Below are 14,869 nucleotides of genomic sequence, written 5' to 3' on the forward strand. Positions count from 1 at the left end.
AATTGCTTTTCAGACGGCCTCAATGAAAGCGTACAAAATTTCCTTGAAACCAGATTGCTTGCAGCCTACGCCCGTTCCCGTCTAAACGCCCCTTTGCCCTGTGCGACAAGCATTGCAAAGAAAATCCCCCACGCCGATTTGTTCGGATTGGGCTGTTTGCCTTGACTGATCAGTTTCATTTGGTGCATATACCAATTCATCTCAACCATCGAGCCGAGCATTTTGTCCAGTTTTGCTACGCCCAATCTTGGTTGCGGTGTGGTTAGGGTTTGGTATGTGCCGCCAAAAATGCGGTTCGGCAAATCAGGCAACAAGGCAAAAGGTTTGGCAAGCCCGACCATATCCAAAACACCGCTTGCCACCGCTTCGCTCATTGCCGTCTGCGAACGAAAACCTCCTGTAATCACCAATGGCACGGTGCAAACCGACCGCACTTTTTGGGCATAATCCAAGAAATACGCCTCGCGTTTTTTGGTGCTTTCTTTCACGCCGTCCAGCATCGCAGGCGCTTCGTAGTTGCCGCCTGAAATTTCCACCAAATCAATGCCTTCTTTGACCAAACACTCCACCACCTGCACGCTTTCTTCTTCTGAAAAACCGCCTTTTTGGAAGTCTGCCGAATTGAGTTTGACGGCGATAATAAAATCAGACGAAGTTGCCGCACGCATCGCACGGTAAACTTCCACCAAAAACCGCATACGGTTTTCAAGGCTGCCGCCCCATTTGTCGTCCCGCACGTTGTGGATTGGCGATAAAAACTGGCTGATGAGATAGCCGTGTGCCGCGTGGATTTGCACGCCACTAAAGCCAGCTTTTTCAGCAACGTGTGCCGCTTTCGCAAAACGCTTGATTAAATCCAAAATCTCATTTTCGCTGAGCGCACGCGGTTTGTTGAAAAATCCCGCAACCGCACCGCCCAACGCCACGCTGCTCGGGGCAACCGGCACAGGCGACAAATCTTTTGGCGACTGCTTGCCGGGGTGGTTGATTTGCATTAGCAGCACAGTGTCGTTTGCCGTGCCTGCCTTCGCCCACGCTTTGAGCAAGTCCAAATCACGCTCGTCTTCAATCACCACATCGTCCGCCGAACCCAAAGCGGTGTAATCCACCATCACATTGCCCGTTACCAGCACGCCCGCACCACCGTTTGCCCACGCACCGTAAAGCTCGGCATACGCCAAATCAGGGCGGTTGCCTTTGGTGATTTGCTCGCTCATCGCCCCTTTAAAAATACGGTTTTTAATGACTTTGCCGTTTTTTAGGCTAAGCGGTTGGTTAAGATTGTTCATTGTGTTACCTCATGTTAATAAGTTTAAAAATATAAACTTGTTTTGCGGTTAAAAATCCCGATTGCTCGGGATAGCCTTGTTTTAAACATCAGCAGGTAAAGCACTGTCCAAACAGCCGTCTGCAATAAACGCCGCCATCAAATGCTGAAAGTGCCTGCCTGCATTTTCCAGTGTTACCAAATAATAACGCTCCTTGCCGACCTGCTCCACACCGACCAAACCCGCCGCCAGCATCAGTTTTAAATGGTGCGACACCGCGGGGCGTGAAAGGTGGAGCTTTTCAGTTAAAGCATTGACATTAAGCCTGCCTTCGTCTTTGAGTATTTTTAAAATCAGCAGTCGGTTATCGTCCGCCAACGCACTAAATACAGGAACGGCTTCTTGCAACAGCTCAATGGTGGTTTTAGGCATTATCTGATTATATGTTTAAAAATTTAGACGTATTTTAGCGTGTAAGGAAAGGGAAGTCAAGAGGCGGAGCATAAATTTGAAATGCGTATGAAAGAGCGGTCGGATTTGGCGAAGTTTTTGCAAGATTTACCAAAAAACCGACCGCTCTTTTAAGACAAATAATAAATGCCGTCTGCATTTAATCAATTTGCAGACGGCATTATTAGTCTAAGCTTTAACATTTTGGTGAATATATCCTTGACTAAATTTTCATACATCTTCTTTCTTCACAATCACACAGGTCAAACCAATCTTTATCTGCCCGCTGTTTCTCATTACGCCTGCTTGAAATTTAACAATACTTAACAGATAATTTAACAAAAAATAGAGGTGTTTGATATGACGGTTAAAGACGGTTTGATTGCCCTTTTTGTGATTGTTGCTTGGGGCATCAATTTTTTATTTATGAAATTACCCTTGATGGAAATCTCGCCCATTTTGCTTGGCTTTTTGCGTTTTGTATTTTTGCTGTTTCCAGTGATTTTATTTGTTAAAGTGCCAAAATGCGATTACCGTTGGCTGATTTTTTATGGCTTAGCGATTAGTTTCGGGCAGTTTAGTTTGATGTTTTTGGCGATACATCAGGGAATGCCGACCAGTCTTGCCGCTTTGGTTCATCAAGCCCAAGTGTTTTTTACCGTGATTTTGGCGAGCGTATTCTTTAAGGAAAAAATCAGAGTGTGGCACGTTATCGCAATGACGATGGCAATAATGGGGCTTGCTTTGATTGGTGTCGGGCAATATCAAGGCGTGATGCCGATGATAGGGGTATGGCTGGTGCTGGCATCTGCGTTTTCGTGGGCAGTGGGGAATTTGATTGTTAAAAAATTGGGCAATGTTAAGCCTTTGCCGCTGGTTATTTGGGGCAATGTATCTACTTTGATCGCATTTGGGGCGATGTCTGTGGTGATGTATGGTATCGGCGGCGTTGCCGAGCAGATAGGTTCTTTAACGTGGCAAGGTTGGATAGGCGTGCTGTATTTGGCGTATGTGGCGGGGCTTTTGGGTTATAGCAGTTGGGGTTATCTTTTAAGCCGTTATCCTACCAGCCAAATTGCTCCCCTCACGCTGATTGTGCCTGTGCTCGCTTTGTTTGTTGGTTTCAGTCTGCTAAAAGAAACATTGAATGCGTGGCATTGGATTGGTGCGGTGGTAATCATGACGGCGTTGGTGGTGCAGGTGTTTGGCGGGCGGATTTTGAAAAAATTGGGCAAATCTTAATTCAGCCTATGGTTAAGTGATTTTTAACATAAAGAGCGGTCGGATTTGGCAAAGTTTTTGCAAGGTTTGCCTAAAAACCGACCGCTTGTGAGCTGATGAAATGAAGAAATGCCGTCTGCATAGTCATTTAAAATAAGAATGATACATCGTTGCTTTGCCTTGCCGTACTATGTGTACTGTCTGCGGCTTCGCTGCCTTGTCTCATTCTTATTTTATTCGACTATAAAATCGGTAATCGGTTTTCAGACGGCATTTATCTTTTTCAAACCACCCTTACGGTCAAGGACAGGGCAGATGTTTGAAAATCAGTCGCGCGTTGGCTGCTTAAATCAATGGCAATGCCTGCAAGCGGCCGTCTTCCGCCAGTTTTTTGCGGAAATAGTCCATCACGAATTTCACGCGCGGTGCGAGCAGTGTGCGGTGCGGATAAAGCAGGTTTAAAGAAAGCGGTTCGCTGTGGTGCGTATCGGTCAGGACGGGCTGCAATATGCCGTCTGAGATGGGTTCGTCAAACAAGACGGTAAATAGCTGATTGCCAAGCGGGTGGCGGAGTTTTTGATTAGCGAAGAAAGAGCTTTGTAAAAACATTGGTAAGATTGACAAAAATCTGACCGCTTGTGAATTGTTGAAATGAAGAAATACCGTCTGTAAACTTTGATATGGTTTTCAGACGGCCTTCCGGCCTGTCTGCCGATAATGTCCAAAAAGGAGACCCAACCATGAAAACTCCTCTGATGCTTTCCCTGTCCGCCGTTTTGCTGCTGGCCGCCTGTGCGGGCGGACACCACCGGCCGCACAGTGATGCACCTGCCGCGTCCTCCGCGCCTGCCGCCGGTGTCGCGAATCCGGCTTCCGTTTTCTGTATCGAGCAAGGCGGCAAGTCTGAAACGCGCAAAGACGTGAAGATGAACGAATACGGCGTGTGCATCCTGCCCGACGGCAGGGTGTTGGACGAGTGGGATTATTTCCGCGAATACAAACGTTAAGCCGCAAAGCCTGTCCGGATATTTCCGGACAGGCTTTTCAGACGGCCTTGGTCGTGCTTTTTGCTATAATCGCGGTTTGTTTATTGACAGACCGTTTGCGCGGCAGGGCAGGTCGGAGCCCCGCTCTGCCAAGTTCGGACGGCCTCACGCAGATTCCCACGCTATGTCCCATCACGACCCTTATCTTCATTTTGAAAACTTAGATTCCGCCGAAACGCAGGCCTTTGCAGCGGCCGCCCATGCCGAAACGCGTCGCCGTTTTTTGGAAAATGCCGAAGCCCGAAGGCTTTCAGACGGCATTTTGGCGCAAATGCAGGATACGCGGCAGATTCCGTTTTGTCAGGAACACCGCGCGCGCATGTACCATTTCCATCAGGATGCGGAGTATCCAAAAGGCGTGTACCGCGTGTGCACCGCCGCTACTTACCGCAGCGGTTATCCTGAGTGGGAGGTGTTGTTTTCGGTGGCGGACTTCGATGAGATTTTAGGCGACGACGTTTACCTCGGCGGGGTGTCGCACTTGGTCGAGCAGCCGCACCGTGCGCTGCTGACCCTCAGCCGGGCGGGCGGCGATACGGCCTATACTTTGGAAATGGATTTGGCACAAGGGTGCTTGGTGGAGGGCGGCTTTCACTTTCCGGCGGGCAAAAACCATATTTCGTGGCGCGATGAAAACAGCGTGTGGGTATGCCCCGCTTGGGACGAGCGGCAGATGACGGCTTCGGGCTATCCGCGCGAGGTGTGGCTGGTGGAGCGGGGGCAGAGTTTTGAGGAAAGCACGCCCGTATTCCAAATCGATTCAGACGGCATGATGGTCAATGCGTGGCGTTATCTCGACCCGCAGGGCTCGCCGGTTGATTTAATCGAGGCTTCCGGCGGTTTTTATACCAAAACGTATCTGCAGGTGGCGAAAAACGGCGAAGCCGTGCCGCTGAACCTGCCGGAAGATTGCGATGTGGCGGGTTATCTGTGCGGCCATCTGCTGCTGACTTTGCGTAAAGACTGGAAACGCGCCAACCGGAGTTATCCCAAAGGCAGTCTGGTGGCGGTAAAGCTGAACAAGGGAGAGCTTGGCGCGGCGCAGTTGCTGTTTGCCCCCGATGAGATGCAGGCTTTGGAAAGCGTGGAAACCACGCGGCATTTCGTGGTGGCTCATATTTTGGAAAACGTGCAGGGCCGTCTGAAAGCATGGCGTTTTTCAGACGGCCTGTGGCAGGAGGCAGGATTGCCGCGCCTGCCTTCGGGTGCCTTGGAAATCGCCGACCAGCCGTGGGGCGGCGATGTGGTGTATCTGGCCGCCAGCGGTTTCACCACGCCGCTGACGCTGTATGCGCTGGATTTGAATGTGATGGAGCTGACGGTGATGCGCCGCCAGCCGCAGCAGTTTGATGCCGGCGGTATCCGGGTTGCCCAGTATCGTGCGGAATCGGAAGACGGTACGATGGTTCCGTATTTCCACATCGGCAAAACAGCCTCGCCCGATACGCCGACGCTGGTGTATGTGTACGGCGGTTTCGGCGTGCCCGAGCTGCCGCATTACTTGGGCAGCATCGGCAAATTCTGGCTGGAAAAGGGCAATGCGTTCGTATTGGCCAACGTGCGCGGCGGCGGCGAATTCGGCCCGCAGTGGCATCAGGCCGCGCAGGGTTTGCACAAGCATAAAAGCGTGGACGATTTGCTGGCGGTAGTGCGCGATTTGGGCGCGCGCGGTTTGGGTTCGCCGGCAAAAACCGCCCTGCAGGGCGGCAGCAACGGCGGCTTGGTGGCAGCATCGGCATTTGTGCGCGAGCCGCAGCAAATCGGTGCGCTGGTGTGCGAAATGCCGCTGACCGATATGCTCCGCTATCCGCTGCTGTCGGCGGGTGCGAGTTGGACCGACGAATACGGCAATCCGCTCAAATACGATGTCTGCCGCGATTATTGGGCGGCGCAATCGCCGTACCACAATCTTTCAGACGGCAGGGATTACCCGCCCGCGCTGATTACCACCAGCCTCAGCGACGACCGCGTCCACCCCGCGCACGCGCTGAAGTTTTACGCCAAACTGAGGAAAAACGCCCCGCAAAGCTGGCTGTACGCCCCCGACGGCGGCGGACATACCGGCAACGGCACGCAGCAGGATGCCGCCGAAGAACTGGCCTGCGTGTTGGTGTTTTTGCAGGAAGTATTAGGTGCATAAAAAAAGCCGTCTGCAAATGGCTGATGAAATCGCTGATTTCGTTTCAAACCATTTGCAGACGGCTTTTTACAGACGGCCTTAGCGGTTTCAGACTGTTTGGCCGGATAGAACCTTGCAAACTTCCGGCGGAGTTCGGGCTGCTCCGAGTGATGGCCGGGTCTGCGCTTGTCCCGTGTTCGGGATATTATTCGGTTAAGGAGTTGCTGCCTGACGGTTCTGCCGTATCGGCGGCTTTTTCGACTTCAGCCTGTAATTTGGCTGCTTCCAGTGCAGCAAGTTGTTCGGCTACGCCTGCTTCGATTTTGGCGAGGCTGGCAGCTTCGGCTTCATGGTAGGCTTCTTCCAATGCGAAGGTAAAGCCGGTTTCGTCTGTACCGCCGTGGCTTTTGACGACTACGCCGCGCAAGCCGAGAAAGATGGCGCCGTTGAATTTGCGCGGATCGAATTTTTGCTTGAAGCCGCGCAGGGCAGGCAGGGCGGTTAAGGCGGCCAACTTGGTCAGCAGGTTGCGGGCAAATTCCTGTTTGAGGGCGCTGCCGATGAATTTGACCGAACCTTCTACGGTTTTCAGCATGATGTTGCCGACAAAGCCGTCTGCAACCACAACATCGGCTTTACCGCTGAAAATATCGTCTCCTTCTACGTTTCCGATAAAATTCAGACGGCTGCTTTGCAGCAATTTATAGGTTTGCTTGACCGTATCCGTACCTTTGATGTCTTCCGCGCCGACATTGAGCAGCCCCACGCGCGGCGCGCCGCGTTCGGGGTGGAAGGCGTGTACCAGCTCGCTGCCGATAACGGCAAATTGGGTAAGCTGTTCGGCGGTGCAGTCAACATTTGCGCCCAAGTCGAGTACCAACGTCATGTGGTTGTTTTTGCCGGGCAGGAACTTGGCGATTGCGGGGCGTTCGATGCCCGGAATGGTTTTGAGCACGAAGCGGGCGGTAGCCATCAGTGCGCCGGTATTGCCTGCGGAAACAGCGGCTTGCGCGTTACCTTCTTTGACTTGGTTGATGGCAATACGCATGGAGGAATCTTTTTTGTTTTTCAAGGCCAGTTGCGGCGCTTCGTCCATTTCGACAACCTGAGAGGCGTGTACGATTTGAATCCGCTCCATCGGCGCTTGAGCTTTATCCAAGGCTTGGCGCAGGGCGGTTTCGTCGCCGACCATTATCAGGGAAGCGTTCGGTTGTTGTTTTAAAAAGGCAACGGCGCCGGGAACGGTAACGGATAATCCGGCATCGCCGCCCATGGCATCTACGGCCAATGTAATCATAATTTGCTCCGGTTTGGCTTTTTACAGACGGCCTTGAGTGTTATTCTGCGTGGCCTGCGGCGGCTTGGCGGTTGTGTTCGTCGATGTCTTCCGCGTCCCACGGGTAGTTAATCCACCAGTCTTCTACGGTGATACCGCTGAAGTAGGGTACTCCTTCGGGGATTTTGCCGGTTTTGGCTTTGATTTTTTCGTGCAAAACGGCCACTCCGACTGTACCGAAGTCTTCTTTCATCAGCTCGTTCAGGCAAAATTCCATGGTAACGCGGCTGTCGTCCACTTCATCGACCACCAGTACGTTTTTGCCTTTCAATGCTTCCGGTACGGGATCGAGCCATTGTACTTTTTTGACTTCGTCCGTTACCTGTCCTTCATTGTCGCTGTCGTAATAGGCGGTGGTAACGGCGTAAATCGGGATTTCCAAAAAGCAGCGCAGCATACGCGCGGGAATAAAACCGCCGCCGCCGATGGCAATCATGGCATCGTATTGTACGCCGGATTGTTGGATTTTTTCTGCCAAGCCTTTGATTACGCGATGGATGTCGTCGTAGGTGTACCAGATTTTCTGTTTCATACGGAAGTTCCGTTATCGGAAAGAAAAAAGAGGGGATTTGCAGACGGCATAAACGGGCTTAAATGCGGTTCAGGCCGTCTGCAAATCGGAAAACGTGTGAAAACCAACGCAAAAAAGCCAGCATTGCAGGGCAATATTCTGGCTTTTCGGGCATTCGGATAAATTATTCGCCTTTGGCTTTTACGACTTTGCGGCCGCGGTACATGCCGTTTGGAGAAATGTGGTGCGGACGGTGTACTTCGCCGGTAGTGCTGTCAACAGACAGTGCAGGTGCGGTCAAAGCGTCGTGTGAGCGGTGCATACCGCGTTTTGAAGGGGATTTTTTGTTTTGTTGAACGGCCATTTCAAGCTCCTAGATAAATAAAACTGTGTCCTAATTTGCAGAACCTGTATCGGAAAGCGGATTTTGCTGCTTGCGGTACGGTTCTTACTGATTCAACGGCTTTTGAGGCCGACCAAAACAGCAAAGGGGTTGGGTTTGTCCTGATTGACTGCTTGCAGTGCGGCATTGTCGCAATCGTCATGGCGCGGTGAAAACGGTAAAGCCATCAGGATTTGGTCTTCAATCAGCGTCCGCACGTCCAGCTCTTTTTCAAGCAGCATGCCTTCCAATTCTTCATCGGCAAGCATGGCTTCGTCCAAGCGGTTTTCATCGGCAAACAAAACGATATGGCTTGTTTCTTCCAATTTGAAAGGCATCGGTTTGATGCAGCGCTGGCACAGCAGCGGCACATCCGAGCGGACTGTCAAATCGAGAAACAGGCGCTGCCAGCGGTCGCGTCCGCCTTTGAGCGAAAACGATACGGCAGCCTGTTTGTCGGCAAAATATTCGTGCGACCAGACGCGTTCGTCCAGCTCGTCAAGGCGGAAACTGCTTTGCAATTCCTGCCCTTCGGCGGCAAACACCTCAGGGTCAATCAAATTAGGGTCTGACATAAACGAGATATGATATAATTTCGGCAGTCTAACGTCAATATTTTTAAGAAAAAATGAGTAAGAAGCTGCCTTTGGTATTAGGATCGAGTTCGGTTTTCCGCCAAGCCCAGCTTGCGCGTTTGGGTTTGGATTTTCAGACGGCTGCGCCTGATTTTGATGAAACACCCGTTGCCGGAGAAAGCGCACAGGATACGGCTTTACGCTTGGCAGAAGGTAAGGCGCGGTCGCTGGCGGCGGATTTTCCGGATGCGCTGGTGATTGGTGCGGATCAGGTTGCATGGTGCGGCGGCCGCCAGCTCGGTAAGCCGATGTGCGTGGCGAAAGCACAACAAATGTTGGCTGCTCTTTCCGGGCAGCGGATTGAATTTTACAGTGCAATCGTGCTTTTGAATACTGCTTCGGGACGGATTCAGCGTTATGTCGATAAAACCGTTGTAACCATGCGCGAATTGGACGATGCACAAATCCGCACCTATCTCGAGCGGGAGCCTGATGCGGTTTATTGTGCGGGTGCGGCGAAAAGCGAAGGTTTGGGCGCGGCGTTGTTGCAGCAAATCGACAGCAGCGATCCGAATGCTTTAATCGGGCTGCCGATTTTTTGTTTGGTTGATTTTTTGGCCAACGAGGGCGTGGACGTTTTATAGTTTTTATTATTAGGTTTCGGCATGGCTCAGGTTGTGCGGATTGGGGAAAATAAGTGAATATTTTTCAGATTTATTATTTGGAGTCGCAGCAAGCGGGTTTGGATAAGGGGTTTGTTCCGGTTTATAACCGTCCGAACGGGAATGAAAAATGGTTTGAATATGGTGTCATGCGTTATTTGTGGCAGCACCGCCGTGAGTATTTTCAAGGTCTTACCGGGGTATTCAGCCATAAGTTTTATGAGAAAACCGGCTTGAGCAGTGATGAGGTTAAGGCGTTTGTCGAGAAAAATTCGGGGGGGGCAGACGCTGCAGACGTTTACCTGTTTAATCCGATTACTGCGCCCAGCCATTTGTTTGCCAACCAATGGCTGCAGGGCGGAAGCTACCATAAGGGTTTGGTAGAGGTTACTCAAAATATTTTGGATATACTCAGAATCCCGGTACATCTGAATACGCTGATGGATACGAGCGGGAGTGTGGTGTATTGCAATTATTGGGTGGGCAGTCCGAAGTTTTGGCAGGCGTATATGGATTTTGCCGAGATGTTTTACCATATGATTGAAGGGGATACGGAAAACCGCTTAGGGGCGCAGAATTTGGTGGCGCATTCCGGCAGCCACAGCTATCCGATGATACCGTTTATTTTTGAACGGCTGCCGACTTTGTTTTTGCGTTTGAATCCGCAATTTAAATGTGTGGCTTACGAATACCCCGATGAGATGTTGCGTAAGCGGTGGGGTATGGTGTATCACGATATGATGGCGATGAAGCAGGCGAAAGATTTGCAAAACCCCACTGCGTTTTATCAAGTTTGGGAGCAGTTGCGTGCCAAAGTAACCCGTGAACAGTTGCTTGCGCTGTATGCACAAAATGCTTGCCCCGATGTGAAAATTTAAAGGTACGTTTTATGCCGGTTCTTTATTTGATTCCTACTCCGCTGGGCGCGCCCGATACGCCCTGCCTACTGCCGCACGAGCAGGCGCAGATTGTCGGTTTGACGGATTTTGTCGTTGAGGCGGAAAAAACCGCCCGCGCGCATTTGAAGCATTTGGGTGTTACGACACCGATTCGGGAATTAAATTTGCAAACGCTCAACGAACATACCGATTTGAAAACCCTGCCCGAACTGCTCAAGCCTTTGCGGGAAGGGCGGAGTATGGGGATTGTCAGCGAGGCGGGCTGTCCTGCCGTGGCCGATCCGGGAGCGGATTTGGTGGCTTTGGCGCATGCACACGGTTTTGAAGTCCGTCCGCTGGTCGGTCCTTCCAGTCTGCTGCTGGCATTGATGGCTTCGGGGGCGAACGGGCAGAACTTTGCGTTTAAGGGTTATCTGCCGTCTGAAAAAAGCGAGCGTATTCAGGCATTGAAAGCCTTGGAGCAGCGTTCGCGTTCGCACAACGAAACCCAGCTTTTCATTGAAACGCCTTACCGCAACGATGCGCTGCTTGCTGATGCGCTGGAACAACTGCACCCGGCAACGCGCGTTTGCGTAGCGTGCGATTTGACCCTGCCGAGCCAGACAGTTATCAGTAAAACGGTGGCGGACTGGCGCAAGCTGGAGACGTTGCCGAATTTGAAAAAACGCCCGACGATTTTTGTATTACACGTGGCTTAGCAGGTTGATTCATATACATAGGCGTATATGGTGATTTAAAGCGGTAACGATACGGTGTTATTGCTGCGTTTCGTGTTTATTTGCTTATATTGGGTACAAAAGGCCGTCTGCAAAATGCGATGTTTGGAAATGCATCGTATTTTGCAGACGGCCTTTTGATAAAAAATCAACGGAGCGTCAATAATAAATCGCGAAAAGCGTTCGGATCTTTGATAAAAGTCATTTCTCCCGATTGCGGGAAATGGAAATCCAGCAGGCGCGATACCCAAAAGCGGATACAGCCTGCTCTTTGGGCAATCGGAAAATAAGTGCGTTCTTCATCGGACAGCGGGCGCACGCTTTCGTAGCCGCGGATAAAGGCATCAGCAAGCGGCTGGTCTAAATGGTTGTCTGCCGTCCGCGCCCAGTCGTTGACCGCAATCGCCAAGTCGTACATAAAATTACCGTTGCAGGCGTAGTAGAAGTCGATGAATCCGGCAACTTGTTCTCCGTCGAGCAAGACGTTGTCTTTAAACAAATCGGCATGAATAATGCCGGAGGGTAAGTGTCCGCCGAGATTGTCGTCTAAAAAAGCAATCTCTTCCAAAAGCAGAGCAGCATCGCTTTCATTCAATACAGGTAATAATTGTTGTGCTGATTCATGCCACCATTTGTTATAGCGGGGGTTGTTCATTTTCAGCGGAAAATCCTGCCCCGCCAAATGCATCTTGGCCAACATCGCGCCAGTATGGAAACATTGCATTTCCGTTGCCCAGCCGGTATCCGAACCTTTCAAACAGGTAACGACGCAAGCAGGTTTGCCCGCCAATACGGAATCCAGTTTGCCGTTTTTCCGGACAATCGGTGCGGGGCAGGCAACGCCGTTGTTGCTTAAATGCTGATTCAATAAAAGAAAAAACGGCAGCTCTTCCTGTTTCAACACTTCAAATACAGTTAAAACATAGCGGCCGGCAGAGGTGGTAAGAAAATAGTTGCTGTTGGTAATCCCTTGGGCAATACCCTGTAAGGAAACAAATTCACCTAAATCATATTGAGTGAGAAACTCTCGCATTTCCTCATCGGATACACTGGTATAAACAGACATATCGGGACACCTGAAAAATAATCGGAAAAATTTTAAGCAGTAATCATACCAAACTTTTTTATAAGGCAGAAAGCAGAGTATCAGATAGATGGCCGGTCGGGAGTTGGAAAGATAAAGGGTTTTACTTGAAGATTGCGTGTGGATTGGAATAAACAGAAAAAAGCCGTCTGCAAATCCCAAAACGCAGACGGCCGGTTGGCGGCGGCATCACAGTTTGTCATTTCGGTGCAAATTTCCCTCAATAAAATTTCCTTACCAAACAGATAGATGAGTATTTTCCCGATTTTATTTGTATTTTTAGGGTTGACTGGGGTGGTTTGGAGGGGTATAGTTCGGTTCTTCGCTGCTTCGGCGGTGAAAGCGAACTGTTTATTATAGCAGATTTATTTGGAAGTTTTAAGCTGGTTGGTAAAAAACATTTGACAAATAAAAACAAGCTGTAGTAAAATTCGAATTTAGCTCTTTAACAAACAGATTACCGATAAGTGTGAGTGCGGAAAGCCTCACACTGCGACAAAAACAGACAAGATGTAGAAATTCTATATCCTGTCGGTTTCTTTGAAGCAGACCAGAAGTTATTAAGTTAGAGATTGAACATAAGAGTTTGATCCTGGCTCAGATTGAACGCTGGCGGCATGCTTTACACATGCAAGTCGGACGGCAGCGGGGAAGTGCTTGCACTTCTGCCGGCGAGTGGCGAACGGGTGAGTAACATATTGGAACGTACCGAGTAATGGGGGATAACTGATCGAAAGATTAGCTAATACCGCATACGCTCTGAGGAGGAAAGCAGGGGACCTTCGGGCCTTGCGTTATTCGAGCGGCCAATATCTGATTAGCTGGTTGGTGGGGTAAAGGCCTACCAAGGCGACGATCAGTAGCGGGTCTGAGAGGATGATCCGCCACACTGGGACTGAGACACGGCCCAGACTCCTACGGGAGGCAGCAGTGGGGAATTTTGGACAATGGGCGCAAGCCTGATCCAGCCATGCCGCGTGTCTGAAGAAGGCCTTCGGGTTGTAAAGGACTTTTGTCAGGGAAGAAAAGGGAGATGCTAATACCATTTCCTCATGACGGTACCTGAAGAATAAGCACCGGCTAACTACGTGCCAGCAGCCGCGGTAATACGTAGGGTGCGAGCGTTAATCGGAATTACTGGGCGTAAAGCGAGCGCAGACGGTTACTTAAGCAGGATGTGAAATCCCCGGGCTCAACCTGGGAACTGCGTTCTGAACTGGGTGACTAGAGTATGTCAGAGGGGGGTAGAATTCCACGTGTAGCAGTGAAATGCGTAGAGATGTGGAGGAATACCGATGGCGAAGGCAGCCCCCTGGGATAATACTGACGTTCATGCTCGAAAGCGTGGGTAGCAAACAGGATTAGATACCCTGGTAGTCCACGCCCTAAACGATGTCAATTAGCTGTTGGGCAACTTGATTGCTTAGTAGCGTAGCTAACGCGTGAAATTGACCGCCTGGGGAGTACGGTCGCAAGATTAAAACTCAAAGGAATTGACGGGGACCCGCACAAGCGGTGGATGATGTGGATTAATTCGATGCAACGCGAAGAACCTTACCTGGTCTTGACATGTACGGAATCCTCCAGAGACGGAGGAGTGCCTTCGGGAGCCGTAACACAGGTGCTGCATGGCTGTCGTCAGCTCGTGTCGTGAGATGTTGGGTTAAGTCCCGCAACGAGCGCAACCCTTGTCATTAGTTGCCATCATTTGGTTGGGCACTCTAATGAGACTGCCGGTGACAAGCCGGAGGAAGGTGGGGATGACGTCAAGTCCTCATGGCCCTTATGACCAGGGCTTCACACGTCATACAATGGTCGGTACAGAGGGTAGCCAAGCCGCGAGGCGGAGCCAATCTCACAAAACCGATCGTAGTCCGGATTGCACTCTGCAACTCGAGTGCATGAAGTCGGAATCGCTAGTAATCGCAGGTCAGCATACTGCGGTGAATACGTTCCCGGGTCTTGTACACACCGCCCGTCACACCATGGGAGTGGGGGATACCAGAAGTAGGTAGGGTAACCGCAAGGAGTCCGCTTACCACGGTATGCTTCATGACTGGGGTGAAGTCGTAACAAGGTAGCCGTAGGGGAACCTGCGGCTGGATCACCTCCTTTCTAGAGAAAAGAAGAGGTTCTCCGCATTCACACTTATCGGTAAACTGTAGAAGATGCAAGAAGAAGAGCAACAATATTCGATAGGATATATTGCTCACGACCTTGGGTTTGTAGCTCAGCTGGTTAGAGCACACGCTTGATAAGCGTGGGGTCGGAGGTTCAAGTCCTCCCAGACCCACCAAACACATACTGGGGGCATAGCTCAGTTGGTAGAGCACCTGCTTTGCAAGCAGGGGGTCATCGGTTCGATCCCGTTTGCCTCCACCAAAAAGACTTCACAAATTAAAATAAGCTGCTATAATCGCCGCTCATTTTAATTTGCGAAGTCGGACAAAGTCCGCAAGCATCGATCTTTAACAAATTGGAAAGCCGAAATCAACAAACAAAGACAAAGTTGGTCGGATTGGATAGAGAACGGTTGCGACCGTTTAACATCTCTTTTAAGCAAAGCGCAAGCAAAGCTAAAAAGAAAAACAAACCGGCCA

The 14,869-nt window shown here is 50.6% G+C and carries 14 protein-coding genes, 2 tRNA genes and 1 rRNA gene; 9 read left to right on the forward strand and 8 right to left on the reverse strand.

Annotation, left to right across the window (positions count from 1 at the left end):
* Positions 1-65: 65 nt before the first annotated feature.
* Positions 66-1,289, reverse strand: a complete 1,224-nt coding sequence (locus tag EL111_RS01795) for an NADH:flavin oxidoreductase/NADH oxidase family protein (protein WP_123796337.1) — start codon at positions 1,287-1,289, stop codon at positions 66-68.
* Between the two features lie 81 nt (positions 1,290-1,370).
* Positions 1,371-1,700 (reverse strand): ArsR/SmtB family transcription factor, encoded by a 330-nt coding sequence (locus EL111_RS01800; RefSeq protein ID WP_078275558.1) that lies wholly within the window; start codon positions 1,698-1,700, stop codon positions 1,371-1,373.
* Between the two features lie 378 nt (positions 1,701-2,078).
* On the opposite strand from EL111_RS01800, the gene EL111_RS01805 reads away from it, so the two are divergent.
* Positions 2,079-2,960: an EamA family transporter gene (locus tag EL111_RS01805; protein ID WP_123796336.1), complete on the forward strand. Its 882-nt coding sequence runs from the start codon at positions 2,079-2,081 to the stop codon at positions 2,958-2,960.
* 324 nt (positions 2,961-3,284) lie between these two features.
* On the opposite strand, the gene EL111_RS10455 is transcribed toward EL111_RS01805, so the two are convergent.
* Positions 3,285-3,548: a type 2 periplasmic-binding domain-containing protein gene (locus tag EL111_RS10455; protein WP_164715650.1), complete on the reverse strand. Its 264-nt coding sequence runs from the start codon at positions 3,546-3,548 to the stop codon at positions 3,285-3,287.
* 131 nt (positions 3,549-3,679) lie between these two features.
* Here EL111_RS10455 and EL111_RS01815 point away from each other — a divergent pair, with 131 nt between their 5' ends.
* Positions 3,680-3,946 (forward strand): putative hemolysin, encoded by a 267-nt coding sequence (locus tag EL111_RS01815; protein ID WP_123796335.1) that lies wholly within the window; start codon positions 3,680-3,682, stop codon positions 3,944-3,946.
* A gap of 76 nt (positions 3,947-4,022) precedes the next feature.
* On the forward strand, positions 4,023-6,125 hold the full coding sequence (locus EL111_RS01820; RefSeq protein WP_331838776.1) for a prolyl oligopeptidase family serine peptidase: 2,103 nt from the start codon (positions 4,023-4,025) through the stop codon (positions 6,123-6,125).
* 184 nt (positions 6,126-6,309) lie between these two features.
* Here EL111_RS01820 and plsX read toward each other — a convergent pair whose 3' ends face one another.
* From plsX to EL111_RS01840, 4 genes are all read right to left on the reverse strand, one after another.
* Entirely contained in the window at positions 6,310-7,401 is a 1,092-nt protein-coding gene (gene plsX, locus EL111_RS01825) for a phosphate acyltransferase PlsX (protein WP_123796333.1), read from the reverse strand.
* A 40-nt stretch (positions 7,402-7,441) separates the two neighbouring features.
* The gene (locus tag EL111_RS01830) at positions 7,442-7,972 is read right to left on the reverse strand and encodes a phosphoribosyltransferase (protein ID WP_123796332.1); all 531 of its coding nucleotides are present in this window, start codon (positions 7,970-7,972) and stop codon (positions 7,442-7,444) included.
* Between the two features lie 163 nt (positions 7,973-8,135).
* Positions 8,136-8,315 carry a 50S ribosomal protein L32 gene (rpmF, locus tag EL111_RS01835; protein ID WP_002214744.1) on the reverse strand — a complete coding sequence of 60 codons (180 nt, stop codon included), beginning with the start codon at positions 8,313-8,315 and terminating at the stop codon, positions 8,136-8,138.
* A gap of 92 nt (positions 8,316-8,407) precedes the next feature.
* Positions 8,408-8,908 (reverse strand): YceD family protein, encoded by a 501-nt coding sequence (locus tag EL111_RS01840; protein ID WP_123796331.1) that lies wholly within the window; start codon positions 8,906-8,908, stop codon positions 8,408-8,410.
* 53 nt (positions 8,909-8,961) lie between these two features.
* Between EL111_RS01840 and EL111_RS01845 the strand changes: the two genes are divergently transcribed.
* Genes EL111_RS01845 through EL111_RS01855 form a run of 3 tightly spaced genes read left to right on the forward strand, consistent with a single transcriptional unit; the run spans position 8,962 to position 11,167 of the window.
* Positions 8,962-9,552 carry a Maf family protein gene (locus tag EL111_RS01845; protein WP_123796330.1) on the forward strand — a complete coding sequence of 197 codons (591 nt, stop codon included), beginning with the start codon at positions 8,962-8,964 and terminating at the stop codon, positions 9,550-9,552.
* Between the two features lie 53 nt (positions 9,553-9,605).
* Entirely contained in the window at positions 9,606-10,448 is an 843-nt protein-coding gene (locus EL111_RS01850) for a hypothetical protein (RefSeq protein WP_123796329.1), read from the forward strand.
* Positions 10,449-10,459: 11 nt separating this feature from the next.
* Positions 10,460-11,167, forward strand: coding sequence for an SAM-dependent methyltransferase (locus EL111_RS01855; protein ID WP_123796328.1), 708 nt, complete (start codon positions 10,460-10,462; stop codon positions 11,165-11,167).
* Between the two features lie 166 nt (positions 11,168-11,333).
* Here the strand turns inward: EL111_RS01855 and thrB are convergent, their stop codons facing one another.
* Positions 11,334-12,251, reverse strand: a complete 918-nt coding sequence (thrB, locus tag EL111_RS01860; protein WP_123796327.1) for a homoserine kinase — start codon at positions 12,249-12,251, stop codon at positions 11,334-11,336.
* A 592-nt stretch (positions 12,252-12,843) separates the two neighbouring features.
* On the opposite strand from thrB, the gene EL111_RS01865 reads away from it, so the two are divergent.
* The 3 genes from EL111_RS01865 to EL111_RS01875 all read left to right on the forward strand — a co-directional run bounded on the left by EL111_RS01865 (position 12,844) and on the right by EL111_RS01875 (position 14,651).
* Positions 12,844-14,384: ribosomal RNA gene (locus EL111_RS01865) — 16S ribosomal RNA — on the forward strand.
* 104 nt (positions 14,385-14,488) lie between these two features.
* A tRNA-Ile gene (locus EL111_RS01870) sits at positions 14,489-14,565 on the forward strand.
* A gap of 10 nt (positions 14,566-14,575) precedes the next feature.
* A tRNA-Ala gene (locus EL111_RS01875) sits at positions 14,576-14,651 on the forward strand.
* Positions 14,652-14,869: the final 218 nt, after the last annotated feature.

Origin of the sequence: Neisseria animalis (genome assembly GCF_900636515.1) — a bacterium.
GTDB lineage: Bacteria > Pseudomonadota > Gammaproteobacteria > Burkholderiales > Neisseriaceae > Neisseria > Neisseria animalis.

What these genes read in the sequence shown, in the direction of transcription:
- EL111_RS01795 (WP_123796337.1), bottom strand. Translation starts at nt 1,289, where the DNA reads ATGAACAATCTTAACCAACCGCTTAGCCTAAAAAACGGCAAAGTCATT.
- EL111_RS01800 (WP_078275558.1), bottom strand. Translation starts at nt 1,700, where the DNA reads ATGCCTAAAACCACCATTGAGCTGTTGCAAGAAGCCGTTCCTGTATTT.
- EL111_RS01805 (WP_123796336.1), top strand. Translation starts at nt 2,079, where the DNA reads ATGACGGTTAAAGACGGTTTGATTGCCCTTTTTGTGATTGTTGCTTGG.
- EL111_RS10455 (WP_164715650.1), bottom strand. Translation starts at nt 3,548, where the DNA reads ATGTTTTTACAAAGCTCTTTCTTCGCTAATCAAAAACTCCGCCACCCG.
- EL111_RS01815 (WP_123796335.1), top strand. Translation starts at nt 3,680, where the DNA reads ATGAAAACTCCTCTGATGCTTTCCCTGTCCGCCGTTTTGCTGCTGGCC.
- plsX (WP_123796333.1), bottom strand. Translation starts at nt 7,401, where the DNA reads ATGATTACATTGGCCGTAGATGCCATGGGCGGCGATGCCGGATTATCC.
- EL111_RS01830 (WP_123796332.1), bottom strand. Translation starts at nt 7,972, where the DNA reads ATGAAACAGAAAATCTGGTACACCTACGACGACATCCATCGCGTAATC.
- rpmF (WP_002214744.1), bottom strand. Translation starts at nt 8,315, where the DNA reads ATGGCCGTTCAACAAAACAAAAAATCCCCTTCAAAACGCGGTATGCAC.
- EL111_RS01840 (WP_123796331.1), bottom strand. Translation starts at nt 8,908, where the DNA reads ATGTCAGACCCTAATTTGATTGACCCTGAGGTGTTTGCCGCCGAAGGG.
- EL111_RS01845 (WP_123796330.1), top strand. Translation starts at nt 8,962, where the DNA reads ATGAGTAAGAAGCTGCCTTTGGTATTAGGATCGAGTTCGGTTTTCCGC.
- EL111_RS01855 (WP_123796328.1), top strand. Translation starts at nt 10,460, where the DNA reads ATGCCGGTTCTTTATTTGATTCCTACTCCGCTGGGCGCGCCCGATACG.
- thrB (WP_123796327.1), bottom strand. Translation starts at nt 12,251, where the DNA reads ATGTCTGTTTATACCAGTGTATCCGATGAGGAAATGCGAGAGTTTCTC.